This is a genomic window from Streptomyces ambofaciens ATCC 23877 (assembly GCF_001267885.1).
Lineage (GTDB): Bacteria > Actinomycetota > Actinomycetes > Streptomycetales > Streptomycetaceae > Streptomyces > Streptomyces ambofaciens.
This window is the reverse complement of the sequence record NZ_CP012382.1, coordinates 1,189,078-1,212,609: the sequence shown is the minus strand read 5'-3', so window position 1 is coordinate 1,212,609 and position 23,532 is coordinate 1,189,078. Positions and strand designations below refer to the sequence as shown.

Here is a 23,532-nt window from a genome sequence, read left to right as displayed (position 1 = left end):
GCGCCCGGTGAACGGCACGTGTTCCGTGCGTGTTCTGTTCGTATTGAATGTGATCATGCGGTTACGTTGCGTATGTGCTCGAAGCATCCTTCGTTGATCGTTCTCTTCAGCTTTCCGACCGCTGTCCGGACGACGGGGCGATGTCCGTGCGGCAGACCTGGGTGGTGCGCGAGGACGGCGAAGCGACGTCCTGGTTCGACGTCCGGCTGACGTTCACCGACGGCGCCCGGGTGGAGGCGCTCGCCGTGCTGTCCGGTCAGGGCGTGATGGTCGAGGACGTGCGGGCCGAACCGCCCCTGTCCCTCGACGACCTGGCCGCGCTCGCCGAGTGGCTGGAGAGCCCGCTCTTCGAGGCGTGCCTGCCGGCCTCCGCCGGTGCCGCCCGGGCCGCCTCCCGGCGGGCCCGTCCCGCGTGGCCGCGGGGCAGGGAGGGGCGCCGACTGGTCGCACAGGAGTACCGGGCCGCCCGTGCGGAGGGCGCCGATCCCGTGCTCGCGGTGATGTGCGCGACGGGGCACAGTCGGCGGAGGTCGCTCAGACTGATCGGGCAGGCGCGCGACGAGGGCTTCCTGGCCCCGCGCCGCGCCCGTCGCTGAGGCGCCGCCGGGAGCGTCAGAGCATCCCGCGCATCCGCGAGATCTCGCTCGTCTGCTGGGCGACCACGTCGTCGGCCATCTCCTCGACCTGGACGTTGTTGCCCTGCGCCTTCACCTCCGTGGCCATGCTGATCGCTCCCTCGTGGTGAGTGATCATCAGCTCGAGGAAGAGCCGGTCGAATGCCTTCCCCTTCGCCGCGCGCAGCTTCTCCAACTGGGCCTCGGTCGCCATCCCCGGCATCGCGGCGTGGTCGTGCCCGCCGCCCGTCTCCTTCTCGCCGTGGGTCTTCAGCCAGCCCTGCATCGCCGTGATCTCCGGTCGCTGCGCGGCGGAGATCCGTTCGGCGAGCTTCCTGACCTGCCCGGATCCGGCGTGCGCCGGCACCAGTTCGGTCATCTCCAGGGCCTGGGCATGGTGCTGGATCATCATGCGGGCGTAGGAGACGTCCGCCGAGTTGGGGGAGTCGTCGTCGGCGCGCTGCCGTTCGGCGTCCTGCGCGGAGAGCGTCCGGTTGCCCTCGCCCGGCTTGCCGGGGGCGATCACCGAGGGCCCGGCCGAGGCCGCGGACCCGGTGTCCGAACCGGAGTCGCAGGCCCCGAGCCCGAGCACGGCCAGTGCGGTCAGCGTGGCCGTGACGAGCGACGCGCGGGTCGACGCGGGACGGAAGGGCACAACGACCTCCTGTGGCTGGAACCCCCGTTGGGGGAGGGGTGCGGGACACCTCGTGAGTGCGATGACCGTCTTAGCACGCTTCCGTGCGTCACTGATCAAAAAACTTCATTGCGAGTTTGTTGCCCCCTGTTGATATGTGCATGGTGAAGACGATACTGCGGGGTGCGTGAACCGTTCCGAAGGGAACGGACGTAGGGAGGAAACAGTGACCCTGTTCAATGACCCGCGAACGCGGCGCAGACGTCTGGGAGTCGCGGCGGCCGCCGCCGGTCTCCTGTCCGCGCTGCTGACGGCCGGCCCGGCGATGGCGACCCCCGACCCGGGTGACGGGCCGGCCGCCTCCAAGGAGGTGTCCAAGAGTGCGCGCGCCGAGGTGCGCGAGGCGATCGAGAGCGGCGCGATACCCGGTCAGGACGAGGTCGTCCACTCGGACAACATCGAGCACCTGACCAACATCCCCAAGGACGCGCTGCCCGGCACCAACTCGGACCTGGCCTTCCAGGGCCGGTACGCCTTCGCCGGCAACTACGACGGCTTCCGCATCTTCGACATCAAGAACCCGAAGAAGCCGCGGACCGTCGCCCAGGTGCTGTGTCCCGGCTCGCAGAACGACATCTCCGTCTCCGGCGACCTGCTGTTCCTGTCGACCGACTCCTCTCGCAGCGACAGCAGTTGCAACAGCACCACCCAGCCCGCGACCGAGAAGTCCTCCTGGGAGGGCATGAAGGTCTTCGACATCAGCGACAAACGGAACCCGAAGTACGTCGCCGCCGTCGAGACCGCCTGCGGTTCGCACACCCACACCCTGGTGCCCGAGCGCAGGAACGTCTACGTCTACGTCTCCTCGTACTCCCCGAGCGCCGCCTACCCCGACTGCCGGCCGCCGCACGACGGCATCTCCGTCATCAAGGTGCCGCGCAACGCCCCCGAGCGGGCGGCCGTGGTGGACTTCCCGGTGCTGTTCCCCGGTGAGGGCCCCGACGGCGGCGGCAACCCGGGCGGGCCCACCAACCCGGGTGTCTCCAAGACCACCGGCTGCCACGACATCACCGTCCTGCCCTCCGAGGACCTGGCGGCGGGCGCGTGCATGGGCGACGGCATCCTGTTCTCCATCAAGGACCCCGAGCGTCCGAAGGTCATCGACCGGGTGCAGGACAACGTCAACTTCGCGTTCTGGCACTCGGCGACCTTCAACCAGAAGGCGAACAAGGTCGTCTTCACCGACGAGCTGGGCGGCGGCGGCGCCGCCACCTGCAACGCGGAGATCGGCCCGAACCGCGGCGCCGACGGCATCTACGACATCGTCGGCAGGGGCGACCACCGCGAACTGGTCTTCCGCAGCTACTTCAAGATCCCCCGTCACCAGGCGGACACCGAGAACTGCGTCGCCCACAACGGCTCGCTGATCCCGGTCAAGGGCCGCGACATCATGGTCCAGGCCTGGTACCAGGGCGGCGTCTCGGTCTGGGACTTCACCGACTCCGAGCGCCCGAAGGAGATCGCCTTCTTCGAGCGCGGTCCGCTCACCACGGACGGCGTGACCACGGGTGGCTCCTGGTCGGCGTACTACTACAACGGCTACATCTACTCGAACGACATCGCCAAGGGCTTCGACGTCCTCAAGCTCAGTGACCGGCGCACCGACCCGGCCAAGCGGGTGCACCTGAGCGAGCTCAACACGCAGACGCAGCCGGACTACTTCGACTGAGCGGTCTGTCCGGACCCGCCGGTCGCGAAGAAGCGTGACAGGTCCGTGTCGCACACCGTCCCGTCGGGCGCCTCGGCGTCCGGCGGGACGCCCAGTTCCCAGGCCAGCCGGTAGCGCCCGAACAACTCGGCGCGCAGCACCGGCACGGGCATCGGCGCCCCCGGCACCAGAGCGGCGAAGACGGCGCCCATCAGCAGCGCGCGCAGCCTCGGGTAGTCGCGGTCGACGTCCCGGGAGCCGTGCCGGGCCACCGTGTCCCGCAGCAGCTCCGCCAGCCGCCGCTGCTCCGGGCACGGCACGAAGCCCACCTCGGCCTGGAGCAGGCCCGCCATGTGCTGGCGCATGAGCACCGGCCGGTCCCGGGCGAGGCCCAGGATCGCGTCGATGGCCCGGGCCATCCGCTCCGGTCCCTCGGCCGTGCGCGGCTCGCGCTCCAGCGCCTCCTCCAGTGTGCGGTGCATCAGCCGGTGCACGGCGGACTGCACCAGCTGGCGCTTGCCGGGGAAGTAGTACGAGACCAGACCGCGCGCCGAACCGGCCCGGTCGGCGATGGCGCCCAGCGTGGTCGCGTCGTACCCGTGCTGGCCCACCAGCTCCACCGCGGCCTGCAGGAGCCGCTCCTGGGAACGCCGCCGCAACTCTTCATTGACCGAGGCGCTGCGCGGGGACATGCTGTACTCCTGCGTTGACTGGCTGCCAGCCAACTATACTCAGCGCAGGCGGACGGGCCCCGGTGGGCCCGGCCCGGCTACGTCTGCCTCGGGCGACACGGGGGATCGTCCGAGGCGGACGCTCCGCCCGGCTGGTTGCCTCGGGCTACGTGCCCGGGGGAGGGGCCGATTCCGTCGGGGATGCCCGGCCGTGAAGCTGCTCCGGCCCCGTATCCGCGCCCTCTATCCGCGCCCCGGTCCCGCGCCCTCTATGCGCGTCCCGGCCCCGCGCCCTCTATCCGCGCCCCGCGGCCCCACGCCGTCGAGGCCCGGTCGGCCGCTCGGCGGGGGACGGTTCACGTCGTGGGCCTCCCCGTGCGGTCCGGCGTGCGGTCCCCCGCAGGCCTTCCTCCGTGCGGCTCGCGCGCGGGCCCCTGGGCCCGACGGCCGCCGCGGCCGGGGCGGGGCCGCGGGCAACGGCCGAGGGAGCCGTGCGCCGGCAGGGTCATGGGTGCCGGCGCCGGTGGATGAGTACCGCGAGGGCCACGACCAGGGCGCCCAGGAGCCAGCCGCCGATGACATCCGTGGCCCAGTGGACACCCAGCCACACCCGGGTCACGCCGACACCGATCACCGAGACCGCCGCCACGGCCAGGGCGGCCAGGCGTGCGCCCCGGGGGGCGCCGTGCTGATGGACCAGCCAGGCCAGCAGGCCGCACACGAAGGTGGCGGTCATGGCGTGGCCGGAGGGGAAGGCCGCGTAGTGCGCGGAGTCGACGGGGTCGGGCCAGACCGGGCGCGGGCGGTCCACCGCCGCCTTCAGGGCCTGCTGCAGCAGGCTGCCCAGCAGACACGTCATCCCCAGCCACACGGCCGTCCACCGGTCGTCGCGCCGCAGCCACAGCCACAGCACGACCACCGCGCACAGCAGCCTCATCGTCCACGTGTCCCACACCCAGTCGGTGAGGACCCGCATGGCCTGTGTGACGCCCGGTTCGTCGACCGCCCAGCGGTGCGTGGTACCGGCGATGTCGTCGTCCATGGCGATCAACGGGTGCCACTCGACCGCGACCAGGGTGAGCAACAGCGCGGAGCACAGGGTGAGTACCCACGTCACGTGGCGGACGGTGCGGGTCCGCGGGGGGCCGGGCGGGGATTCGACGGGCGGCGTCTGCATGCTGCGATACTCGCGGACTCCAGGGTTCCGGGGCCAATTCCCGGAACGGTGAACGGTGCGGGACTATCCCAGTGCCCGCAGTCCCGGGACGAATGCCACCAGCACCGGAACGACCGGCACCAGCGCGGCCGCCGCGGTCAGCCGCAGCCGCCGGGCCGCCGTCAGCCGGTTGGGCGGGGTGAGCAGCCGGTTCACCCGCTGCGGGACGTCGGCCCGCGCGGTCGGGCAGGGGCCGAACACGCCGCGGTCCTCGTTGAGTTCGACCAGGGCGAGGGCGGTGGTCAGCCGGCCGAAGCGCCGGGAGGCCACGTCGTCGGCGGCGAGTTCGACCAGGCGGTGCATCTCGTCGCGGAACGCCGCGAACACCGGAACCTGCGGGAATCCGTCCGCGAGCGCGGCCGAGCAGTGCAGGAGCCAGTCGTGCCGTGCCTGCGCGTGCCCCTTCTCGTGGGCGAGGACCGCGTCCAGCTGGCGGCCCTTGAGGCGGCGCAACGCGGCGGTGGTGACGACCAGCTGCGGGGGAGTGCCGGGCAGCCACCAGGCGTCGGGCCGCTCGCCCTCCAGGACGACCAGCGGGTCCGAGCGGGGCGCCTCGCCGGGCAACAGCGGAGCGCGCAGCAGCAGTTCGGCCCGGCGGCGGCGGCGCCGGGCCCTGGCCCGCACGATCTCCCGGGCCAGCATCGCGACGCTCCACAGCCCGCCGCAGGCCAGCGTGACGGCGGTGGTGTCCGCCCACGGGCCGGACGTGCCGAGCGCGTAGGCCTCGACCACCGGCCCCGGCGCCGTGGCGAAGACGTGCCCGCCCACCGCGTGCCAGGCCGCCGCCGCACTGAGCGTCATCGACAGCGCGCAGCACAGGAGCACGGCCGCCACGACGCACTGCCACGCCCACAGGGCGACCACCGGTTCGCGGTCCGGCCAGTCGGCCCGCGCGAGCAGCCTGGGGGCGAGGACGGCGGCCAGGGCGCCGAGCAGCAACAGTGCCGCGGGGAGAATCATGGGGGCAGCCTATGAGCGCCGGAGGGCCGGGTGTACGGCCCGCGGCGCAAAGTGACGCAGGCAACGGCCGTTCGCCGGGCGGGAGTGGGGCCTGGCGTGCCGCGCGCGGCCACCGGAGGTCACATGGTCAGCAGCATGGCGAGCATCGCGATTCCCATCGAGAGCCGGCAGGCCCGCGCCAGCTCCGGCCGGTCGCCCCACCCGGCCGCCGGAACGCCCCCGGCCGGAACGCCCCCGGCCGGAACACCCGCGGCCGGAACACCCGCGGCCGGAACACCCCCGGCCACGGCGGCGACCGGTATCAGGCGCACGCCGGTCAGCAGTACGTACCCGGTGAAGTAGAGCAGCAGCAGCCCGGTCAGCGCGGGCACACCGGAAGAGCCGTGCCCGTGGGCGTGGGCGGGTGAACCGGCCATCGCCACCGCCATGTGCACCATGGCCGCGGCCCCGACGAGATGGTGCAGGTGGTGCCGCCCCGCCCGGGCCGTCCACAGGGCGCGCAGCCCGGCCGCCCCGAACACCACGGCGTAGACGGGCCAGGCCCACTGCGGCGGAGTGAACACCGCCGCCGGGACGGCCATGGCGGCCATCCCGAATCCCATGAGGGCCTCGCCGCCCGCCGCGCGGCGCTGCTCCTCGACGCTGCTGCGCATGCGCAGCAGGCAGTAGGCGCCGGTCGCCGCGCACAGCGCGACCAGCAGCCATCCGGACGACGCCGGTCCGTGCACACGTGCCTCCCCGTTCGACGCTCGCCGGTCGGTCAAGGACTGCCCGGGCCGTGCGGCGCACACGCGAGCGCAAGGAAGTACACGGGGAGTATTCGGGGGAGCGTGCCGGATCGCCGCAGGTGGCCGAGGTCCGCGTCACGCGCCCAGCAGTCATTTACAGGTAAAACACCTGTTAAACTTTCCGTCATGAGCAGTGCGACCCCCACCTCCGGCACCTCACTCGGCCGACGTCTGTCCCTGGCAGGCGTGCTGCGCCTGCGCCGCCCCTCCGAGATCTGGTTCAAGCCCGCGCTGAGTTCGGTCGCCGCCGTCGCCCCGCCCAATCTGATCCTGCTGGCGCTCGGCCGGCTCGACCTCGCGATGTACACCATGGCCGGGTCCCTGTGCGCCCTCTACGCGCACAACCGCCCCTACGCGGCCCGGGCCCGCACCCTGGCCCGGGTGGTGCTCGGCATGCTCGGCGGCGTGGCCGTCGCCCTGGTCACCGCCTCGCTCACGCACGACGCGGTCGTACTGGTCACCGTCGGCGCCCTGCTGGCCGCCGTGCAGAAGGCCCTGTGCGACGCCACCCGCCTCGGTCCGCCGGGCAACGTGGTGCTGACCTTCATCAGCTCCGCCGCGCTCTTCGTCCCGCAGACCCTCGGCCAGGTCCCCGGCCATCTGGCCCTGGGCGCCGCCGCGGGCGCCTGGGCCTGGATCGTCTGCATGGCTCCCGCGCTCGTCCGTCCGCACGGTCCGGAACGCCGGGCCACCGCCCAGGCGCTGCGCGCCGCCGCCGCGTACGCCGACACCCGCGGCAGCGGCGACGGCCACGATCCCGCCCGCGCCGCCGGTTACGCCGCGGTGCAGGCCGCCTGGCAGACGCTGCTCTCCCTCCCCGCGACCGGCAGGGGCGCCGCCACCCGGCGCGCTCTGGAACACCTCGTGGTCCGCGCCGAGGTCGCCCTCGCCGCGCCCGCCGACACCGACCCGGAGCCGCTGCGGACCTGGGCCCGCGCCCTGCGCGGCACCGGCCGCGTCCCCCGCACCGGCGACGCCCCGGGGGCCTTGGACGAACTCCTCGGCGTGGAGGCCGAACTCGCCGCCCGCCCCACGCCCCTGTGGCAGCGGCTCGGCCCGCTGACCCCGATCGCCCTGCGCACCGCCCTGGGCTGCGCCCTGGCCGGCTACGCCTCCCTCGCGCTCGGTATCGGCCGCCCCTACTGGGCCCTGGTCACCGCCGCCGCGCTCTACCAGGCCAACATGACCCTGACGTGGAGCCGTGCGGTCCAGCGCGTGGTCGGCAACGTCGCGGGCGTGCTGGTGTTCGCCGCCATCGCCCCGCTGGCCCACCTCGGGCAGGCGCTCCTGGTCCTGTTCTGCCTCGCCCTCAACTTCGGTGCCGAAGCGCTCATCACCCGCAACTACTGGCTCGGCAGCGTCTGCGTCACCCCGATGGCGCTGCTCATCACCGAGTTCACCGGGTACCAGGCGCCCGGCGAACTGATCACGGAGCGCGTGGTGGACACCCTCGTCGGCGCCCTCGTCGGCTTCCTGGCCGCCGTCGTCGTCACCAACCGGCGCGCCGGGAGCCGTGTCGCACTGGCGGTGACCGCGGCCGACCGCGCCCGCGAACGCGCCGCCCGCCTCCTGGCGGAGCCCGACCCCGCGCCCGGCGCCCTGGAGGCCGCCCGCCGGGGCCTGGCCGCCGCGCTGACCGACCTGCGGACCACCGTCGACGCGGCGGCCGGCGAATGGTGGGGGCGCGCCCTGCCCCAGGAGAGGGTCGTGCTCGCCGAGCAGTCCGGACACCGTACGCTCGCGGCAACGGTCCGACGCCAGGCAGCGCGTGCGGACCGGGAGACGGGCACGAGAACGGAGGACGTACGGCCATGACCGCAACCGACGGGGGCTCGGCGGCCGGGGGCGACGCGAGGGGCGGGCCGGGCGGGGACACCGTCGCCGCGGTCGTGCGGCAGTGGCGGGCCGTCCACCCCGACCTCGACACCGGACCGATGGAGATCATCGGCCGCATCAACCGCTGCGCGGCCCTCCTCCAACAGGCCGAGGACGCCCCGCTTCGCCGGGCCGGCCTCAGTCGCGCCGAGTTCGACCTGCTCGGGGCGCTGCGCCGCACCGGACACGAGCTGACCCCCGGTGACGTGGCCCGGGAGACCTTCTCCTCGGGCGCAGCCGTCACCAAGCGCCTCAAGCAGCTCACCGAACGCGGTCTCGTGGAGCGGCGCGGCGACACCCGCGACCGCAGGGTGGCCCACGTCCGCCTCACCGACGCCGGACGCGACCTCGTCGACGGCATCCTGCCCGAGCAGCTCGCCTACGAGTCCGCGGTGCTCTCCGGCATCGACGGGGTCGAGCAGCACGAGCTCGCGGTGCTTCTCGGCGGACTGCTGGGACGACTCGAGGGCCGCCTGGACGCACTGCGGCGCTGAGACGACCCGGCCCGCCGGACGAGGACCACGCGCGCCCTCGACCCGGGCCGACACCGCACCGGGGGGCCGTCACCGCACGGGACAGCCTGGGCCACCGACGTTTTCGTACAGGGCGCGGGACGGGTCACCGGTTCCGCCGGCCCGGCGCCCGCCGCGTGGCCGTCGGTCTCGCCGAACCGGTGCCGTACCGGTGAGCTCGCTCCGGGGCCCGTCCACGGACCGTCAGCGCTCGTGGCCCGCCCGGTAGACGCCGAACATCGCGCCCTGCGGATCGCGCAGCACCGCGATGCGCGGGCCGTCGGGCACGGAGGTGGGCAGCATGAGCACGGTGCCGCCGGCGCCCGTCGCGCCGGCCGCGGCCGCATCCACGTCCGCCACCGCGAAGTACGGCAGCCAGTGCGCCGGCACCTCGTGCGGGAACTTGTCGTCCATCGTCACCATCCCGCCGAAGTCCGCGCCGTCGATCCCCCACTGCGGGTAGCGGTCGGAGGCGGTCACGCTCCAGCCGAACACCGTGGTGTAGAAGTCGGCGGCCCGGTCGGGCTCCCGGGTCAGCAGCTCCACCCAGCCCAGCGAGCCGGGCGCGTTGAACAGCCCCGCGCCCGGGAAGGACCGCCCCTGCCACAGCTGGAACAACGCCCCGGTGGGATCGACGGCCACCACGGACCGACCCGCGTCGAGGACCTCGGTGGGGCTCTGCGCGACCGTCCCGCCGGCCGCCGTCACCTGCCGCACGGCGGCGTCCGCGTCGCCCACCGCGAACGCGACGTTCCACGCGACCGGCTGCCCCCGCCGGTGCAGCGGCGCCAGGGCGGCGACCGCCGCGTCGTCGAGGCGGGCGACCGTGTAGCCGTCCGCCTGCCGGCGCGCATCCGTCTCGGGGCGCCAGCCGAACAGTTCGCCGTAGAACCGCTCGGCCGCTTCCAGGTCGCTGGTCCCCAGCTCGACCCAGCAGGGCCCGCCGGTCACCGGTTCGTGGAGCTTCATCGCGTGGGGCGTCCTTCCGCTCGGCCGCAGACCGTCCGTCCCCCTCCAGCACGCTACGACCGGGCCCGGCCCCGGGCCATCCGGCGCGTACCGTCCCGACGGCTCAGATGCCGGGCCGGTAGCGCAGCGGGTGGTCCGCGGGCACCTCGACCAGGACGATCCGGGTCCCGTCCGGGTCCTCGATCCACATCTCGACCAGCCCCCACGGCTCCTGGACCGGCGGCCGGACGATCCCGACGCCCTGGGCGCGCAGCTCGTCGTGGGCCGCCGCCGCGTCCTCCACCTGGAGCCACAGCCTGAGCGAGGGCGAGAGCGGGGCGTCGGCGCGGCCGGAGAGCTCCAGGAAACCGCCGCCCAGGAAGTAGACCGTGCCCCGCTCGGGACCCGTACCGAACTCGCGGTGGACGGCGAGGCCGAGCTGTTCGCCGTAGAAGGCGCGGGAGCGCTCGGGATCGGTGGGGCGGAGCAGGATGCGGCTGCTGAGTACGTGCACCATGCGTCCCGAGCCTAGTGGCGGCGTTAGTCTCGTCGATGTCCGCGCCGCGCCGCGCCCGAGAACGAACCGGAGAAGCCCCCTATGGACACCGCCGCCAGCCCACTGACCTACCGCGACGCGACGGACGCGGACGTGGACGCGATCGTCGCCCTCGTGGAGTCCGCGTACCGGGGCGAGTCCAGCCGGGCCGGGTGGACCACGGAGGCGGACATCCTCCAGGGACAGCGCACGGACGCGCAGGGTGTGCTCGAGGTCGTCAAGTCGCCGGACAGCCGCCTGCTGACCGTCGAGCGCGACGGCGTGCTCGTGGCCTGCTGCCAGCTGGAGCACCGCGGTGCGCACGCCTACTTCGGCATGTTCGCCGTCAGCCCGGCCCTCCAGGGCGGGGGACTCGGCAGGACGATCATCGCGGAGGCGGAGCGCCGGGCCCGCGAGGACTGGGGCGTGACGGAGATGCACATGACCGTGATCTCCGTGCGCGAGGACCTCATCGCCTGGTACGAGCGCCGCGGCTACCGCCGTACGGGAGAGACGACCCCGTTCCCGTACGGCGACGAGCGCTTCGGCATACCGCAGCGGGACGATCTGCGGTTCGAGCTCCTGGTCAAGCCGCTGGCCCGACCCGCGTGAGGTGCGCGGGGCTCATGCCGTGAAGCGGCCGGTGCGCTTGATCTCCGGGTAGTCGGTCGTCGCGCCGTCGAGACCGAGGGCGCGCACCAGCCGCAACTGGTCCTGCGTGTTCACCGTCCAGCAGAAGACGCGGAGGCCGGCCTTGCGGGCCCGCTCCACGATCTCCAGCGTGATGCGGTTGATGTCCAGACACAGGGTCCCGGCACCGGCCTCCACGGCACGGTCCACGACCTCGGGGCCGTAGTACTGCGCGACCAGGGCGGTCCGCACCCCCGGCACCAGCCGGGCGATCTCGACGATGGCCTCGTCGTGGAACGAGATCACCTCCACCCGGTCCACGAGGTCCCGCCGGTGCATCACCTCGGCGAGCGTCCGCGCCGCCGCCGCGTCCTTGATCTCGGCCTGCAACGGCACCGAGACGGCGTCCAGCACCTCCTCGAAGACCGGGACCCGCTCCCCGCGGCCCGCGTCGAGCGCCCGCAGCTCCTCCAGGGTCTTGTCGGCGATCGCGCCCGTGCCGTCCGTGGTGCGGTCCACGTCCGCGTCGTGCATGACCACGAGCGCGCCGTCCTTGCTCAGGTGCAGGTCCAGTTCGACGACGTCGAGGCCGGCCTGCTCGGCGGCGACGAAGGAACGCAGGGTGTTCTCGGGTTCGACACCCATCGCTCCGCGGTGACCGATGGTGAGGAAGTTCAAGGCTCGACTCGCTTCCGTCGACGGCGGCGATGGCAGGGCGCAGCCTAACGGCCCTGCGGGACCGTTTCCCCTCTGCCGCGCCTGGTATACGACTCACGTGCCCCACAGGAAATAATGCGGTCAAGGGCCGGGTCGGGCAGGATAATTTACGGAGGCTCCCCTTGCTGGAAGAAACCTCGTATGCATACGGTGTCCTGACGCTAGCTTCTCCCGTGGAGGATGGGACATGACGGAAATTCTTGTGCAGGTGGGTGCGGAGGAGAAGGTTCCTCCGGTGAGCAGGGTGGTCGAGCACCCGGCGTGGCCCGTGCTCAAGGATGCCGTGGAGCAGATCCGGCCATGGCAGTCCAAGGACGGGTCGATCGCCTTCGACGCCGAGGGCGCCCCGGACCGGGCCGCCGCCGAGGACGCCGTACGCCGTGTCGCCGAGGCCGTCCGGGAGCTGTCCCCGTTGCTCCCGCACGACCGCGCCTACCACGAGGCCCTCGTGAAGGACCTCGGCCGATGGGCCGAGGGCGGATTCCAGGTGCCCGACTTCCTCGACTCGCTGCTGGCCTTCCAGCCCGCCGCGAGCCGCGCGGACGGCCTCCAGCACCTGGTGGTCTTCCCCATGTACACGCAGAACGGCAACCCGGACCGCAACCTCGAAGCGGTCGTGCTGCGCATGGTCTGGCCCGACTGGCTGGCCGAACTGGAGCGCACCCGCTACGACAACCCGCTGTTCTGCGGCATCACCTTCGAGGACTTCACCTCGGGGTACGACACCAACTCGGCCGTCCTCTTCCCGGAGACCATCGCCGTGCGCGAGGCCCCCGAGCGCTTCTCCTGGGGCGGCATCTTCTGCGACCGCGAGGCCGCCCGCTTCCGTCGCGTCACCGAGGCCGCCGTCGGCATACTCGGCCTGGAGCTGCCCGAGGACATCGCCGCGATGGTGGACGACCAGAAGCGCTGCGAGGAGGCCTTCGTCCTGTGGGACATGGTCCACGACCGCACCCACAGCCACGGCGACCTGCCCTTCGACCCGTTCATGATCAAGCAGCGCCAGCCGTTCTGGATGTACGGCCTGGAGGAGCTGCGCTGCGACCTCACCGCCTTCAGGGAAGCCGTGAAGCTGGAGGCCGACGGCGTCCCGCAGGCCCGTGACGTGCAGTACGCGGTCCTCTTCGACCGGATGTTCCGCTTCCCGGTCACCGGCGAGCGCGTGCGCAACTACGACGGTCTGGGCGGCCAGCTCCTCTTCGCCTATCTGCACCAGCACGACGTCGTCCGCTGGACCGACAACAAGCTCTTCATCGACTGGCAGCGCGCCCCCCAGGTCACCAACCAGCTGTGCGCCGAGATCGAGACGCTCTACCGCGACGGCATCGACCGGCCCAAGCTGGTCCACTGGTTCGCCGGCTACGAGCTGGTCTCCACCTACCTCGCCCCCCACCCGGGCTCGAAGTGGGCCAAGGGCCCCGACGCCCTGGACCTGACGCTGCCGCCGCGCAAGCTCGTCGACGACGTGCTTCCGGACGAGTTTCCGCTGAGCATGTTCTACGAGGCCCTGTCCAAGAAGCTCAAGGGCGTGATCGCCTCGACCCGGGGCATCACCAGGGACGGCGCCGAGCGGGTCGCCGCGTGAGCGACAGCACCGACAGGCAGGCACAGGCACAGGCTCGGGAGGCGAGGACCATGGGGAACGGGGCGCTCGACGGCGCGGTGATCGCGGTGGCGGGAGCGGGCGGGCCCGCTGGGCGGGCCGCGCTGCTGCGGCTGGCCGAGGCGGGCGCGACGGTCGTCGGCTCGGACAACGACCCGCAGCGACTGGCGGAGGCGGTCGACGCGGCGCGTTACGCGCACGGCGGCGCCACCGTCACCGGCGAGACCGTCGACCTGCTCGACCTGGACTCCGTCCGCGGATGGGCCGACGGCATCGAGAAGGACTTCGGGCGGGTCGACGGCCTCGTCCACCTCGTCGGCGGCTGGCGCGGCAGCCAGACCTTCACCAAGACCGACCTCGGGGACTGGGACCTGCTGGAGAAGCTGCTGATCCGCACCGTTCAGCACACCTCCCTCGCCTTCCACGAGGCGCTCCAGCGCAGCGACCGCGGACGCTACGTCCTGATCAGCGCCGCGGGCGCGAGCAACCCCACCGCGGGCAACGCCGCCTACTCGGCCGCCAAGGCCGCCGCCGAGGCGTGGACGCTGGCCATGGCGGACTACTTCCGCAAGGCGGGGGGCGAGCAGGGACCGACGTCGGCGGCTGCGATCCTGGTGGTCAAGGCGTTGGTGCACGACGCGATGCGCGCCGAGCGCCCCAACGCGAAGTTCGCGGGCTTCACGGACGTGCGCGACCTCGCCGAGGCCGTCGCCGGAGTCTGGGAGAAGCCCGCCGCGGAAGTGAACGGAAACCGTCTGTGGCTGACCGAGAAGCCGTGAATCCTCCGAAGACCGACGCGCGTCGCCATCACGACCCCGAGGTCCGCGGTTTCGCCAGTGACAACTACGCCGGCGTGCACCCCGAGGTGCTCGCCGCGCTGGCCCTGGCCAACGGCGGTCACCAGGTCGCCTACGGCGAGGACGAGTACACCGAGAACCTCCAGCGGGTCATCCGCAGCCACTTCGGCTCCGGCGCCGAGGCGTTCCCGGTCTTCAACGGCACCGGCGCCAACGTCGTCGCGCTCCAGGCGGTCACCGACCGCTGGGGCGCGGTGATCTGCGCCGAGAGCGCGCACATCAACGTCGACGAGGGCGGCGCCCCCGAGCGCATGGGCGGCCTGAAGCTGCTCACCGTCCCCACCCCCGACGGCAAGCTCACGCCCGACCTGATCGACCGGCAGGCCTACGGCTGGGACGACGAGCACCGGGCGATGCCGCAGGTCGTCTCGATCACCCAGAGCACCGAGCTGGGCACCCTCTACACGCCGGACGAGATCCGTGCCATCTGCGAGCACGCCCACGCCCACGGCATGAGGGTGCACCTGGACGGCTCCCGGATAGCCAACGCCGCCGCCTCCCTGGACGTGCCCATGCGCACGTTCACCAACGCGGTCGGCGTCGACCTCCTCTCGCTCGGCGGCACCAAGAACGGCGCGATGTTCGGCGAGGCGGTCGTGGTCCTGAACCAGGACGCCGTGCGCCACATGAAGCATCTGCGCAAGCTGTCGATGCAGCTCGCCTCCAAGATGCGCTTCGTGTCGGTACAGCTGGAGGCCCTGCTCGCCAAGGACCTGTGGCTGCGCAACGCCCGGCACGGCAACGAGATGGCCCAGCGCCTGGCCGAGGGCGTACGGGCCGTGCACGGCGTGGAGATCCTCTACCCGGTGCAGGCCAACGCGGTCTTCGCCCGCCTGCCGCACGAGGTGAGCGAGCGCCTGCAGAAGCGGTTCCGCTTCTACTTCTGGGACGAGGCCTCGGGCGATGTCCGCTGGATGTGCGCCTTCGACACCACCGAGGACGACGTGGACGCCTTCGTCGCCGCCCTCAAGGAGGAGATGGCGCGCTAGCGCGAACCCAGACGATGCATAGGTATGCGTCCACCTGGAAAGTCATTGACTGAAGGGTGGTCGCGTTCCTATGCTCTGCGGGCATGGAGCTGATCCAGAAGTCCCCTGACCTGTCCGCGTATCTGGCCGCCGACGAAGCCATCGACCACCACCATCCGCAGGTGCGGGAGGTGGCCGGGCAGCTGGCCAAGGAGGCCGAGGACTCGTATGCCTATGCAAGGCTGGCCTTCGAGTTCGTGCGCGACACCATCCCGCACTCACAGGACTCCGGTGATCCGCGCGTCACCTGGCGGGCCTCCGACGTCCTGGAGCAGCGCACCGGCATCTGCTATGCCAAGGCCCACGCGCTGGCCGCGCTGCTGCGGGCCGAGGACATCCCGACCGCCCTGTGCTACCAGCGGTTCGACGTGGTGCACGGGCTGGTCGCCGTACGGCTCGACGGCGCCTGGCACCGCCAGGACCCGCGAGGCAACAAGCCCGGCGTGGACGCCCGGTTCTCGCTCGGGCGGGAGCGGCTGGCCTTCACGCCGGACACCGCGGCCGGTGAGGCGGACTACCCGCATCTGTACGCCGCGCCGCACCCGGTGGTGCTGGACGTCCTGCGGGCGGCCACCGACCGCTCCCACCTGTGGGCGACGCTGCCGCCCGGGCTGCCGTCGTAGCCGAGGCGGCCCGGGGCGGGCTCAGTGCGCCTCGGCCGTCCGCACCTGCTCCGGGGTGGGGGCGGTGCCGCCGAGGTGGGCCGGCATCCACCACGTGTCGTCCGCCCCCTTGGGGCGCACCGGGTAGGCGCGCTGCGCCGCCTCCAGCAGCTCCTGGACCCGCTCGCGCAGCCGACGGGTGATGGCACCCGCGTACTGCTCGCGGGGGGCCTCCATCGGCTCGCCGACCCGGATCGTGATCGGGGTGTGGCTGCGCTTGAAGTTGCGCGGGTGGCCCTTGGTCCACAGGCGCTGCGTGCCCCACACCGCCATCGGGACCAGCGGGACGCCGGCCTCCTGTGCCAGGCGCGCGGCGCCCGACTTGAAGCTCTTGAGGGTGAACGACTCGGAGATCGTCGCCTCCGGGAACACCCCCACGATCTCGCCGGACCGCAGCGAGTCCAGGGCGTGCGCGTAGGCGGCCTCGCCCTGCTTGCGGTCCACGGGGATGTGCTTCATGCCGCGCATCAGCGGGCCGGAGACCCGGTGCCGGAAGACCGACTCCTTCGCCATGAAGCGCACCAGCCGCTTCTGGGGCAGCGCGGCCAGGCCGTCGAAGATGAAGTCCAGGTAGCTGATGTGGTTGCTCACCAGCACGGCGCCGCCCGAGCGCGGGATGTTCTCCGAACCCTGGCAGTCGATCTTGAGGTCCCACACCTTGAACAGGGTGCGGGCGAGACCGACCACCGGGCGGTAGACGAGTTCTGCCATGGGCGGGTCGAACCCTTCCTTGTCAGCCTGGGAAGGGGCTCCCAGTCAAAGTTACGCAGCCGTAGGTTTACGGCTTGTCGCAGATCGTGCCCCAAGAACGGCCGGTGTACCAGCCTTGGTGCCCGCCCGCGGCGAGATCCTCATCACGTCACGACCCTTCGATGGCCGAAACACGCCGGTGGTCCGGGAATCTCACCCGTCTCCCGAGCGCTGCACCTGTGGACGACTGGACTGGTGGCACGCGTGCGTGGCGTGCCCATGAGTGCCGCGAGGCGGCGGAACGGGGTGCGCGGGTGGGCGGGCAGGGCGACGGCAGGCGGCTCGATCCATCCGGCCCCCGCCTGGACGCGACCGACCTGGACGGGGAACTGGGCGCCCGCGCGACGCTCGTTCAGTTCTCCAGCGCCTTCTGCGCACCCTGCAGGGCCACCCGGCGGATTCTCGGAGAGGTGGCCGGCATGGTCCCCGGCGTCAGACACGTCGAGATCGACGCCGAGGCCCGCCTGGAGCTGGTCCGTGCCCTCGGCGTGCTCAAGACCCCGACCGTGCTCGTCCTCGACGCCGACGGACGTGTCGTACGGCGCGCGGTGGGGCAGCCGCGCAAGGCGGACGTGATCGCCGCGCTGGGTGAGGCGGTGTGACGACCGACACCCCGCCGGTGAGGCGTTCTCCACTGCTTCCATCTTCCGGGACGTATTTGACTGTGTGTGCCAACCGTCGACAGCCTGCCCCCAGGTCTTCGATCCCCTCGCCCCGGACCGAGGCGCAACGCGGAAGGACACCCCGAATGACGGTCACACCCGACCTGGCCGCGCCGCTGCTCGCCGGCGCCGACCTGCTCCGGTCCGCCTTCCGGCGGCACGCGGCGGGGGTCGCGGTGATCACCGCGCGCGGTGACGCCGGCCCCGTCGGGTTCACGGCGACCTCCCTCGCCTCGGTCTCCGCCGAGCCGCCGCTGCTCTCCTTCGGCATCGGTACCGGCTCCTCGAGCTGGCCCGCGGTGTCCGAGGCGGAGTACGTCGGCGTCCACCTGCTCGGCGAGCACCAGCGGGAACTGGCGGCCACGTTCGCCCGCAGCGGCGCCGACCGCTTCGCGGCGCCCACCGCCTGGGGCGAGGGGCCCGAGGGGGTGCCCGTGCTGGACGGCGTGCTCGCCTGGCTCGTGTGCCGCGTCGTCGGCCGCGTACCCGCGGGCGACCACCGCGTCGTGCTCGCGGAGGTCCTGCTCGGCGATCCCGCCGGAAGCGGCAGCCCGCTCCTCTACCACCAGGGGCGATACAACGGACTGCGTGAGTGACCGCACTCCGGGGCGCTTCTGCGGAGCCGTCGGGTTCCGGTTACGCTGCGTTGCGAAGGTCACAGTTCAAAGCGCTTGCTTAGCGGGAAAGAACTGGATGTACTGACGAGTAATATTCCGGGCGGAGCGCGGGTCGCCCCGACCGGGATCGGCCGCTTGGGGCGCCTATGCTGCCTGCAAGAGGCAGCACTGAAATGTCGACGCAGTAGGAGAGCCGGCGTGAGCTTGAGGATCGTTGTCACTGTGAAGTACGTGCCCGACGCCACCGGCGACCGGCACTTCGCCGATGACCTGACCGTCGACCGCGACGACGTCGACGGTCTGCTCTCCGAACTGGACGAGTACGCGGTCGAGCAGGCACTGCAGATCTCGGAGAACTCCGACGACGACGTGGAGATCACCGTCCTGACGGTGGGCCCGGAGGACGCGAAGGACGCGCTGCGCAAGGCGCTGTCCATGGGCGCGGACAAGGCGATCCACGTCGAGGACGACGACCTGCACGGCACCGACGCCATCGGCACCTCCCTGGTGCTGGCCAAGGCCGTCGAGAAGGCCGGGTACGACCTGGTCATCTCCGGCATGGCCTCCACCGACGGCACCATGGGCGTCGTCCCGGCCCTGCTCGCGGAGCGCCTGGGCGTGCCGCAGGTGACGCTGCTGTCCGAGGTCTCGGTCGAGGGCGGCACCGTGAAGGGCCGCCGCGACGGCGACGCCGCCACGGAGCAGCTGGAGGCCTCCCTGCCGGCCGTCGTCTCGGTCACCGACCAGTCGGGCGAGGCGCGTTACCCGTCGTTCAAGGGCATCATGGCGGCGAAGAAGAAGCCGGTTCAGTCCTGGGACCTCTCCGACCTCGACATCGACGAGGACGAGGTCGGTCTGGAGAACGCGTACACGGTCGTGGAGTCGGCGGCCGAGCGCCCGGCGCGCACCGCGGGCACGATCGTCAAGGACGAGGGCGAGGGCGGCAAGCAGCTCGCCGAGTTCCTCGCGGGCCAGAAGTTCATCTGAGCCCCGCTGGTTCCGCTGACCGCCCCTCACATCTCGCAAGCAGGAGAGAAGAAGTCCCATGGCTGAAGTTCTCGTCTACGTCGACCACGTGGACGGTGCCGTCCGCAAGCCCACCCTGGAGCTGCTGACCCTCGCCCGCCGCGTCGGCGAGCCCGTCGCCGTGGCCCTGGGCAACGGCGCCGGCGACACCGCCGCCGCCCTCGCCGAGCACGGCGCGGTGAAGGTCCTCACCAGTGACGCCGCCGAGTACGCCGACTACCTGGTCGTCCCGAAGGTGGACGCCCTCCAGGCCGCCGTCGAGCAGGTGTCCCCGGCCGCCGTGCTGGTCCCCTCCTCCGCCGAGGGCAAGGAGATCGCCGCCCGCCTGGCCCTGCGCCTGGGCTCCGGCATCATCACCGACGCCGTCGACCTGGAGGCCGGTGACGAGGGTCCGGTGGCCACCCAGTCGGTGTTCGCCGCCGCCTTCACCACCAAGTCCCGCGTCTCCAAGGGCACCCCGGTCATCACGGTCAAGCCGAACAGCGCGGCCGTCGAGGCCGCCCCGGCCGCCGGCGCGGTCGAGGCGCTGTCGGTGTCCTTCTCCGCCGCCGCGACCGGCACCAAGGTCACCGCGCGCACCCCGCGCGAGTCGACCGGTCGCCCGGAGCTGACCGAGGCCGCCATCGTCGTCTCCGGCGGCCGCGGCGTGAACGGCGCGGAGAACTTCGCGATCATCGAGGCCCTCGCCGACTCCCTCGGCGCGGCCGTGGGCGCCTCGCGCGCCGCGGTGGACGCGGGCTGGTACCCGCACACCAACCAGGTCGGCCAGACCGGCAAGTCGGTCTCCCCGCAGCTGTACATCGCCTCCGGCATCTCCGGCGCGATCCAGCACCGCGCGGGCATGCAGACCTCGAAGACGATCGTGGCGATCAACAAGGACGCCGAGGCCCCGATCTTCGAGCTCGTCGACTACGGCGTCGTCGGCGACCTCTTCGACGTCGTCCCGCAGCTGACCGAGGAAGTGAAGACCCGCAAGGGCTGATCGACCCTCCGGACACCGGCCGAGGCCCCCGCGACCGTCCTGGTCGCGGGGGCCTCGGTGTCTGCGCAGGATGGGTGTTGACCGGCGCGTGACCGGCAGATAACTTCGCTCTACGGATTATTGATTCCGTTCAGCGGAAAACAGGAGGGTGTGGGATGGGTCAGCAGGAGAAGGTGGCAACGAGCCTCGCGGGCGCCGTCAGCGAGGAGATCAGTGCCTCCCTCGCACCGGTCGACGCGGAACTGGAGCGCTGCTACCCCGGGGACCCGGGCACCCGTCAGCCCGTCCACACCGTCTACGTCCCGGGCGACGTCTTCGCCGCCGACACGATCCGCACCTGGGGCGACCAGGCGCTCGCGGCCCTCGACGAGCACGCGCCGGACGCCGCCTCCTTCGCCGCCGTCCTCGGCCTCGCCGACGGCCTCGCCGAGCCGGTGTACAGCCGCGTGCGCGCCAAGCTGGAGCGCGAACCGATCGAGGACCTCCGCGTCGACTTCGAGGACGGTTACGGCAACCGCTCCGACGCCGAGGAGGACGAGGCCGCGGCCCGCGCGGCGCGGCTGATCGCCGAGGCGTACGACCAGGGCACGGCGGCCCCGTACATGGGCATCCGCATGAAGTGCATGGAGGCTCCGGTGCGCGCCCGGGGCATCCGCACCCTCGACGTCTTCCTCAGCGGTCTGATGGAGGCCGGCGGCCTGCCCGACGGGCTGGTGCTCACGCTGCCCAAGGTGACGTACCCCGAGCAGGTCACCGCCATGGTGCGGCTCCTGGAGGCGTTCGAGAAGGCGCGCGGCCTGGAGCCCGGCCGGATCGGCTTCGAGATCCAGATCGAGACCAGCCAGTCCATCCTGGCCGCCGACGGCACCGCCGCCGTCGCCCGCATGATCCAGGCCGCCGAGGGCCGCGCCACCGGCCTCCACTACGGCACCTTCGACTACAGCGCCTGCCTCGGCGTCTCCGCCGCCCACCAGGCCAGCGACCACCCGGCCGCCGACCACGCCAAGGCGATCATGCAGGTCGCCGCCGCCGGCACCGGCGTACGCGTCTCGGACGGCTCCACCAACGTCCTGCCGGTCGGACCCACCGAGAAGGTGCACGACGCCTGGCGCCTGCACTTCGGCCTGACCCGCCGCGCCCTCGCCCGCGCCTACTACCAGGGCTGGGACATGCACCCCGGCCACATCCCCACCCGGTACGCGGCCGTCTTCGCCTTCTACCGCGAGGGCTTCGAGCAGGCGGCCGCCCGCCTCGCCCGCTACGCCAACCGCACCGGCGGCGACGTCATGGACGAGCCCGCCACCGCCAAGGCCCTCAGCGGCTACCTGCTGCGCGGCCTGGACTGCGGCGCCCTCGACATCGGCGAGGTGGCCCGGCTGACCGGTCTCACCCGCGCCGACCTGGAGGGCTTCTCCTCGCCGCGGCGCGGCGACCTCACGGCATCGGCGCAGTAGGCGGCGGCTGGGTGCGGGGGAGCGGCGCGGCACCGCCGGTCCGGTCGCCGGAGCGCACGTGACGCTCCAGGCCGGACGCGGTCACCCGGTCCTCCTCGGCGAACAGCCGGGACCCCCGCTCGCACAGCCGCCGGTCGGCCCGGGCCCGCGCACAGAAATCCTCGGGCGTCGTCCCGAACAGCCTCCGCAGACGGGCCGACCCCCGCAGCAGCTCCCCGATCAGCACCCGTTGGTCGCCCGGGTGCCTGCGCGGTGCTCCGTCGCCGCCGCGCAGGACACCATGACGGTTGACGTAGGCGTAGGCACCGCGCAGCACCGTGCCCTCCGCGGGCTCCACACGTACGTCGGGTGCGGGGAGCCAGGCCCGGTCGAAGTTGCCCCCGGCCATCGGCACGCCCTCGCTCGCGTCGATCACCGCGAGCTGCTCGGCGTCGAGCCAGAGGACGAAGAGCTCCCGTACGGTGCCGGGGGCGCTCACCGGTGAGGCGGACAGGTAGCCCATGCGGCTCACATGGGCGGAGACGCCGATGTCGACGCCGGTGACCCGGGAGCGGACCATGGGGAGCGGGGCGTCGACCCCGAACTCCGCCATCTTGTGCCGGAGCTGGCCCGGTGAGGCGTTGGAGCCGATGGCCAGCACCGGGACGCGGTCCTCGTACGTCAGCCGGTCCAGGGGCAGCAGCCGGTCCCCGTCGAGCAGCCCCGACTCCCGCGGCCACGCGCCGGGGTACAGCAGCGGCTCCTCACGCGGCACTCCGTCCAGCCCGAGGCTCCGCAGCGTCCGGTCCGTGCCGTCCGGTGCGGTACGCGCCGGGTCCCGCGGACGCGTGCCCGCCGTCCGCCCGTCCGTGGGGTCGTCCGTCACGGGGCCGCTCAGTCCGCCGGCGGCAGCTCGCCCGAACCCCGGGTGACCAGCCTGGTCGGCAGTTCGATGCGGTCGGGCGTGAGCAGGGTGCCGTCCAGCTGCTGGAAGAGCCGCTCGGCGGCGGTCCGGCCGAGGGCCGCCGCGTCCTGGGCCACCACGGTGACGCCCGGCTGGAGGAGGTCGGCCAGCTCGATGTCGTCGAAGCCGACGAGGGCGACGGCGCGGGCGTGCTCGGCGAGGACGCGGATCACGGTGACCGTCACCCGGTTGTTGCCGGTGAAGATCGCGGTGACCGGGTGCGGATCGGCCAGCATCTCCTCGGCCGCCCTGCGCACCCGCTCGGGGTCCGTGACGCCCAGGGACATCCAGGAGTCCTTCACCGGTATGCCCGCGTCCTCCATGGCGGCCCGGTAACCGCGCAGCCGCTCGGCGGCGGTGTGGATGCGGGGCATGTCACCGATGAAACCGATCCTGCGGTGCCCGTGCGCGATGAGGTGGGTGACGCCGTCCCGGGCGCCGCCGAAGTTGTCGGAGACCACCACGTCCGCGTCGATCCGCCCTGCCGGACGGTCGACGAACACCGTGGCGACGCCCGCCTTGAGTTCGGGCTCCAGGTACCGGTGGTCGTCCCCGGCGGGGATCACCACCAGTCCGTCCACGCGCCGGGCGCACAGCGCCAGCACCAGTTCCTGCTCGCGGTCCGGGTCCTCCGCGCTGGACCCGTTGATCAACAGGGCTCCGTGGGCCCGGGCCACCTCCTCCACGGCGCGGCTGAGCGGCCCGTAGAAGGGGTCGGCCAGATCCTCCAGGACCAGACCGATGCTGGCCGTACGGCCCTTGCGCAGCACCCGCGCGCTGTCGTTGCGGCGGAAGCCGAGCGCGTCGATGGCCTCTTGGACGCGGCGCTCGGTCTCCGGGGTGACTCCCGGCTCCCCGTTGACCACCCGGGAGACGGTCTTGAGACCGACCCCCGCCCGGGCGGCGACGTCCTTCATGGTCGGGCGATTGCCGTAACGGTTCCCGGGGAGGCGGTCTGCGCGGCGGGGCGTGTGGGGCACGATGCGGTGTCCTGTCCTGTCGTCCACGGGAATGCGTCGGCTCCTGTCGTCCACGGTGTCGTCCGAGGGGATGTGTCGGCCGTGCGTTTGTATGAGGATGTGGCGTCGAGCATAGAGCCTGGACAACGTTGTCAGATGCGGGAGACACTGTTCATCGCAC

Annotated in this window: 25 protein-coding genes; 14 read left to right on the top strand and 11 right to left on the bottom strand. The window is 72.4% G+C overall.

Features of this window, described 5'->3' with window-relative positions:
• Positions 1-140 precede the first annotated feature (140 nt).
• The gene (locus tag SAM23877_RS05380) at positions 141-596 is read left to right on the top strand and encodes a DUF6214 family protein (RefSeq protein ID WP_053127406.1); all 456 of its coding nucleotides are present in this window, start codon (positions 141-143) and stop codon (positions 594-596) included.
• A 16-nt stretch (positions 597-612) separates the two neighbouring features.
• On the opposite strand, the gene SAM23877_RS05375 is transcribed toward SAM23877_RS05380, so the two are convergent.
• Complete coding sequence (locus SAM23877_RS05375) at positions 613-1,269, bottom strand: DUF305 domain-containing protein (protein ID WP_053127404.1); 657 nt, start codon at positions 1,267-1,269, stop codon at positions 613-615.
• Positions 1,270-1,474: 205 nt separating this feature from the next.
• Between SAM23877_RS05375 and SAM23877_RS05370 the strand changes: the two genes are divergently transcribed.
• Entirely contained in the window at positions 1,475-2,977 is a 1,503-nt protein-coding gene (locus SAM23877_RS05370) for an LVIVD repeat-containing protein (protein ID WP_053127402.1), read from the top strand.
• Here SAM23877_RS05370 and SAM23877_RS05365 read toward each other — a convergent pair.
• From SAM23877_RS05365 to SAM23877_RS05350, 4 genes are all read right to left on the bottom strand, one after another.
• Positions 2,965-3,648: a TetR/AcrR family transcriptional regulator gene (locus tag SAM23877_RS05365; RefSeq protein WP_053127401.1), complete on the bottom strand. Its 684-nt coding sequence runs from the start codon at positions 3,646-3,648 to the stop codon at positions 2,965-2,967. The two genes, SAM23877_RS05370 and SAM23877_RS05365, sit on opposite strands and share 13 nt — an antisense overlap.
• Positions 3,649-4,132: 484 nt before the next feature.
• A complete protein-coding gene (locus tag SAM23877_RS05360; RefSeq protein ID WP_053127398.1) occupies positions 4,133-4,804 on the bottom strand; it encodes a phosphatase PAP2 family protein in 672 nt (223 codons plus the stop codon).
• Positions 4,805-4,867: 63 nt separating this feature from the next.
• Positions 4,868-5,803, bottom strand: a complete 936-nt coding sequence (locus SAM23877_RS05355; protein ID WP_053127396.1) for a M56 family metallopeptidase — start codon at positions 5,801-5,803, stop codon at positions 4,868-4,870.
• A gap of 119 nt (positions 5,804-5,922) precedes the next feature.
• A complete protein-coding gene (locus tag SAM23877_RS05350) occupies positions 5,923-6,531 on the bottom strand; it encodes a DUF5134 domain-containing protein (protein ID WP_053127395.1) in 609 nt (202 codons plus the stop codon).
• A 186-nt stretch (positions 6,532-6,717) separates the two neighbouring features.
• On the opposite strand from SAM23877_RS05350, the gene SAM23877_RS05345 reads away from it, so the two are divergent.
• Together SAM23877_RS05345 and SAM23877_RS05340 are read left to right on the top strand one after the other, a co-directional pair.
• Entirely contained in the window at positions 6,718-8,406 is a 1,689-nt protein-coding gene (locus tag SAM23877_RS05345; protein ID WP_053127393.1) for an FUSC family protein, read from the top strand.
• Entirely contained in the window at positions 8,403-8,960 is a 558-nt protein-coding gene (locus SAM23877_RS05340; protein ID WP_053127390.1) for a MarR family winged helix-turn-helix transcriptional regulator, read from the top strand. Before SAM23877_RS05345 ends, SAM23877_RS05340 begins: the two co-directional genes overlap by 4 nt.
• 222 nt (positions 8,961-9,182) lie before the next feature.
• On the opposite strand, the gene SAM23877_RS05335 is transcribed toward SAM23877_RS05340, so the two are convergent.
• Both SAM23877_RS05335 and SAM23877_RS05330 read right to left on the bottom strand, forming a co-directional pair.
• On the bottom strand, positions 9,183-9,947 hold the full coding sequence (locus SAM23877_RS05335) for a VOC family protein (RefSeq protein ID WP_053127388.1): 765 nt from the start codon (positions 9,945-9,947) through the stop codon (positions 9,183-9,185).
• A gap of 103 nt (positions 9,948-10,050) precedes the next feature.
• Positions 10,051-10,443: a VOC family protein gene (locus SAM23877_RS05330; RefSeq protein WP_053127386.1), complete on the bottom strand. Its 393-nt coding sequence runs from the start codon at positions 10,441-10,443 to the stop codon at positions 10,051-10,053.
• Between the two features lie 81 nt (positions 10,444-10,524).
• Between SAM23877_RS05330 and SAM23877_RS05325 the strand changes: the two genes are divergently transcribed.
• Complete coding sequence (locus tag SAM23877_RS05325) at positions 10,525-11,073, top strand: GNAT family N-acetyltransferase (protein ID WP_053127383.1); 549 nt, start codon at positions 10,525-10,527, stop codon at positions 11,071-11,073.
• Between the two features lie 12 nt (positions 11,074-11,085).
• Here the strand turns inward: SAM23877_RS05325 and SAM23877_RS05320 are convergent, their stop codons facing one another.
• Positions 11,086-11,769, bottom strand: coding sequence for a glycerophosphodiester phosphodiesterase (locus SAM23877_RS05320; RefSeq protein ID WP_053127381.1), 684 nt, complete (start codon positions 11,767-11,769; stop codon positions 11,086-11,088).
• 226 nt (positions 11,770-11,995) lie between these two features.
• Between SAM23877_RS05320 and SAM23877_RS05315 the strand changes: the two genes are divergently transcribed.
• The 4 genes from SAM23877_RS05315 to SAM23877_RS05300 all read left to right on the top strand — a co-directional run bounded on the left by SAM23877_RS05315 (position 11,996) and on the right by SAM23877_RS05300 (position 15,919).
• Positions 11,996-13,393: a DUF6421 family protein gene (locus SAM23877_RS05315; RefSeq protein WP_053127379.1), complete on the top strand. Its 1,398-nt coding sequence runs from the start codon at positions 11,996-11,998 to the stop codon at positions 13,391-13,393.
• A 50-nt stretch (positions 13,394-13,443) separates the two neighbouring features.
• Complete coding sequence (locus tag SAM23877_RS05310; protein ID WP_053127377.1) at positions 13,444-14,190, top strand: SDR family NAD(P)-dependent oxidoreductase; 747 nt, start codon at positions 13,444-13,446, stop codon at positions 14,188-14,190.
• A complete protein-coding gene (locus SAM23877_RS05305; protein WP_053127375.1) occupies positions 14,187-15,257 on the top strand; it encodes a threonine aldolase family protein in 1,071 nt (356 codons plus the stop codon). Before SAM23877_RS05310 ends, SAM23877_RS05305 begins: the two co-directional genes overlap by 4 nt.
• Before the next feature lie 83 nt (positions 15,258-15,340).
• Positions 15,341-15,919: a transglutaminase domain-containing protein gene (locus SAM23877_RS05300; protein WP_053127373.1), complete on the top strand. Its 579-nt coding sequence runs from the start codon at positions 15,341-15,343 to the stop codon at positions 15,917-15,919.
• 21 nt (positions 15,920-15,940) lie between these two features.
• On the opposite strand, the gene SAM23877_RS05295 is transcribed toward SAM23877_RS05300, so the two are convergent.
• Positions 15,941-16,669: a lysophospholipid acyltransferase family protein gene (locus SAM23877_RS05295; RefSeq protein ID WP_053127371.1), complete on the bottom strand. Its 729-nt coding sequence runs from the start codon at positions 16,667-16,669 to the stop codon at positions 15,941-15,943.
• A gap of 293 nt (positions 16,670-16,962) precedes the next feature.
• Between SAM23877_RS05295 and SAM23877_RS05290 the strand changes: the two genes are divergently transcribed.
• From SAM23877_RS05290 to SAM23877_RS05270, 5 genes are all read left to right on the top strand, one after another.
• On the top strand, positions 16,963-17,310 hold the full coding sequence (locus SAM23877_RS05290) for a TlpA family protein disulfide reductase (RefSeq protein ID WP_053127369.1): 348 nt from the start codon (positions 16,963-16,965) through the stop codon (positions 17,308-17,310).
• A 146-nt stretch (positions 17,311-17,456) separates the two neighbouring features.
• The gene (locus tag SAM23877_RS05285) at positions 17,457-17,966 is read left to right on the top strand and encodes a flavin reductase family protein (RefSeq protein WP_053127367.1); all 510 of its coding nucleotides are present in this window, start codon (positions 17,457-17,459) and stop codon (positions 17,964-17,966) included.
• Between the two features lie 219 nt (positions 17,967-18,185).
• Positions 18,186-18,974 (top strand): electron transfer flavoprotein subunit beta/FixA family protein, encoded by a 789-nt coding sequence (locus SAM23877_RS05280; RefSeq protein ID WP_053127365.1) that lies wholly within the window; start codon positions 18,186-18,188, stop codon positions 18,972-18,974.
• A 58-nt stretch (positions 18,975-19,032) separates the two neighbouring features.
• Positions 19,033-19,995, top strand: coding sequence for an electron transfer flavoprotein subunit alpha/FixB family protein (locus tag SAM23877_RS05275; protein ID WP_053127363.1), 963 nt, complete (start codon positions 19,033-19,035; stop codon positions 19,993-19,995).
• Positions 19,996-20,150: 155 nt separating this feature from the next.
• Entirely contained in the window at positions 20,151-21,449 is a 1,299-nt protein-coding gene (locus SAM23877_RS05270; RefSeq protein ID WP_053127361.1) for a DUF6986 family protein, read from the top strand.
• On the opposite strand, the gene SAM23877_RS05265 is transcribed toward SAM23877_RS05270, so the two are convergent.
• Entirely contained in the window at positions 21,430-22,227 is a 798-nt protein-coding gene (locus tag SAM23877_RS05265) for a hypothetical protein (RefSeq protein ID WP_053142186.1), read from the bottom strand. The genes SAM23877_RS05270 and SAM23877_RS05265 overlap by 20 nt on opposite strands.
• A gap of 95 nt (positions 22,228-22,322) precedes the next feature.
• Positions 22,323-23,399: a LacI family DNA-binding transcriptional regulator gene (locus SAM23877_RS05260; protein WP_162492087.1), complete on the bottom strand. Its 1,077-nt coding sequence runs from the start codon at positions 23,397-23,399 to the stop codon at positions 22,323-22,325.
• Positions 23,400-23,532 lie beyond the last annotated feature (133 nt).

Excerpts from the sequence above, each read along its gene's own strand:
- SAM23877_RS05380 (WP_053127406.1), top strand. The coding sequence starts at position 141 with ATGTCCGTGCGGCAGACCTGGGTGGTGCGCGAGGACGGCGAAGCGACG.
- SAM23877_RS05365 (WP_053127401.1), bottom strand. The coding sequence starts at position 3,648 with ATGTCCCCGCGCAGCGCCTCGGTCAATGAAGAGTTGCGGCGGCGTTCC.
- SAM23877_RS05360 (WP_053127398.1), bottom strand. The coding sequence starts at position 4,804 with ATGCAGACGCCGCCCGTCGAATCCCCGCCCGGCCCCCCGCGGACCCGC.
- SAM23877_RS05355 (WP_053127396.1), bottom strand. The coding sequence starts at position 5,803 with ATGATTCTCCCCGCGGCACTGTTGCTGCTCGGCGCCCTGGCCGCCGTC.
- SAM23877_RS05345 (WP_053127393.1), top strand. The coding sequence starts at position 6,718 with ATGAGCAGTGCGACCCCCACCTCCGGCACCTCACTCGGCCGACGTCTG.
- SAM23877_RS05340 (WP_053127390.1), top strand. The coding sequence starts at position 8,403 with ATGACCGCAACCGACGGGGGCTCGGCGGCCGGGGGCGACGCGAGGGGC.
- SAM23877_RS05335 (WP_053127388.1), bottom strand. The coding sequence starts at position 9,947 with ATGAAGCTCCACGAACCGGTGACCGGCGGGCCCTGCTGGGTCGAGCTG.
- SAM23877_RS05330 (WP_053127386.1), bottom strand. The coding sequence starts at position 10,443 with ATGGTGCACGTACTCAGCAGCCGCATCCTGCTCCGCCCCACCGATCCC.
- SAM23877_RS05325 (WP_053127383.1), top strand. The coding sequence starts at position 10,525 with ATGGACACCGCCGCCAGCCCACTGACCTACCGCGACGCGACGGACGCG.
- SAM23877_RS05315 (WP_053127379.1), top strand. The coding sequence starts at position 11,996 with ATGACGGAAATTCTTGTGCAGGTGGGTGCGGAGGAGAAGGTTCCTCCG.
- SAM23877_RS05310 (WP_053127377.1), top strand. The coding sequence starts at position 13,444 with ATGGGGAACGGGGCGCTCGACGGCGCGGTGATCGCGGTGGCGGGAGCG.
- SAM23877_RS05300 (WP_053127373.1), top strand. The coding sequence starts at position 15,341 with ATGGAGCTGATCCAGAAGTCCCCTGACCTGTCCGCGTATCTGGCCGCC.
- SAM23877_RS05295 (WP_053127371.1), bottom strand. The coding sequence starts at position 16,669 with ATGGCAGAACTCGTCTACCGCCCGGTGGTCGGTCTCGCCCGCACCCTG.
- SAM23877_RS05285 (WP_053127367.1), top strand. The coding sequence starts at position 17,457 with ATGACGGTCACACCCGACCTGGCCGCGCCGCTGCTCGCCGGCGCCGAC.
- SAM23877_RS05275 (WP_053127363.1), top strand. The coding sequence starts at position 19,033 with ATGGCTGAAGTTCTCGTCTACGTCGACCACGTGGACGGTGCCGTCCGC.
- SAM23877_RS05270 (WP_053127361.1), top strand. The coding sequence starts at position 20,151 with ATGGGTCAGCAGGAGAAGGTGGCAACGAGCCTCGCGGGCGCCGTCAGC.